The sequence below is a fragment of the Streptomyces sp. NPDC001880 genome, from assembly GCF_053594575.1.
In genome coordinates this window covers 1-1,498 of sequence record NZ_JBSFET010000278.1, presented here as the reverse complement: position 1 = coordinate 1,498, position 1,498 = coordinate 1, and the positions used below count along the sequence as shown (strand labels likewise).

At 65.0% G+C, this 1,498-nt stretch carries 2 protein-coding genes and 1 pseudogene; 1 reads left to right on the top strand and 2 read right to left on the bottom strand.

Features of this window, described 5'->3' with window-relative positions:
• Together ACWCQ6_RS37250 and ACWCQ6_RS37245 are read right to left on the bottom strand one after the other, a co-directional pair.
• A pseudogene (locus tag ACWCQ6_RS37250) lies at positions 1–244 on the bottom strand (IS6 family transposase); the annotation flags it as partial.
• A 26-nt stretch (positions 245–270) separates the two neighbouring features.
• Positions 271–615: a hypothetical protein gene (locus ACWCQ6_RS37245; protein WP_451096935.1), complete on the bottom strand. Its 345-nt coding sequence runs from the start codon at positions 613–615 to the stop codon at positions 271–273.
• A gap of 376 nt (positions 616–991) precedes the next feature.
• Here ACWCQ6_RS37245 and ACWCQ6_RS37240 point away from each other — a divergent pair, with 376 nt between their 5' ends.
• Positions 992–1,378 (top strand): SH3 domain-containing protein, encoded by a 387-nt coding sequence (locus tag ACWCQ6_RS37240; RefSeq protein WP_451096933.1) that lies wholly within the window; start codon positions 992–994, stop codon positions 1,376–1,378.
• Positions 1,379–1,498: the final 120 nt, after the last annotated feature.

Below are 1,498 nucleotides of genomic sequence, written 5' to 3'. Positions count from 1 at the left end.
CTCGTCCAGGTGCCACTTGTCACCCGGCCGTGGCCGGCGTCGGCGCAGCCTATTCGCATAGATCTGGCCGAACTTTGCGCACCACCGCCGGATCGACCCGTACGAGACGATCACGCCGCGCTCGAGCATCAGCTACTCCACCTCACGGAATGACAGCGGGAAGCGGAAGTCACAGCCACACGCAGCGGGAGATCACCTCGACCGGGTACCGGTACCCCTCGCACGACGGCGGAGTACTGCCCACGGACAACCCCTCCCAGAACCCAAAGATCATCCCACTTTGTCAGTCAACGTGACAGTGCCCTCGATCTCGCTCAGGACGCGCTCGGGAGGGGTGCATCGGACCCGTTCCAGCTCCTCCTCAACGATGGGCGAGGGCCCGGACGGGTACGGGTTGAGGAAATCCGGCGCGTATCCAGGCCCGTCCAGGGCCAGTTCGGACAGCAGTGGCAGCCGGGCCCGTTGCAGCACGCGTCGTGCGCGAGCGTCCCACGGATCGGCGTCAGGGGCCGGTTGCAGGCCCCAGGGCAGCAGCGTCGCGACGACCTCGTGCAACGGCGAGACAGCGAAGCGGGAGCGGGCGAGCCCGGCGGCGTCCACGGTGAGCTCGATCACGACCCTCCCGCTGTCCAGTCACGCCCGTCCCGCGACGATCCCTTCGAACCTGATCGAATCGTGGCATGAAACGTGGCGGTGGCAGGCCTGATCGGCGCAGGCTGATGCCCGCAGTTCGGTGGTCGATAGCGGTCGAAGGGAGCGTACATGCGAGGCATGTTAGGCATTGGGCCGTGAGAAACCATCGGCGGGCTGCACGGGTTGGCGCGCACTACCCAGCATCTGGCACTCATGGTCAATGACGTGCCTACCGACCACGCACATTCGTAGCGTCCACGAGGCGCGCAGGACATACCGGCGAACAGAAGGCAGGGGAAGGCATGCGCAGTCAGTCATGCGCCGCGTCATCGCATGTTCCCCGCGCAGAGGAGGAAAAGTGATCACGAACTTCAGGTCCAGGCTGACGGCATGCGGGCTGACGCCTGTGGCCGTTGCCGCACTCGCTGTTCCAACAACCATAGTTGGAACGGCCGTACCCGCGTCCGCGGCAGCGTCCTGCGGCAGGACTGCTTCCAACCTCGACACCAATGGCACCGTGCGGCAGACGTCGGGTGTCAGCGCGAACATGCGCAGCGGCTCCAGCACAAGCTGCTCAATCAAGGGCTGGGCCGATAATCAGGACACCCTGGACTACTACTGCTACACCTGGGCCACCAGCACAACTTCCTGGACGTACCTCAAGAATGTGACCGACGGAACGTACGGGTGGGTGAGCGACTCTCTGCTTCCTAACAACGGCTCCAGCCGCCATTGCGGCTTCTGACCCGGAGCCAGCACCGGCCGCAGCCCTAGTACTGCAACCGCATCTGAGGGTTCTGGCCCCTGCGTTTGTAGTGGGAGTGGCGGGCTCTGGCCTGGCTGCGTCTGCGGAAGCGTGACCAGT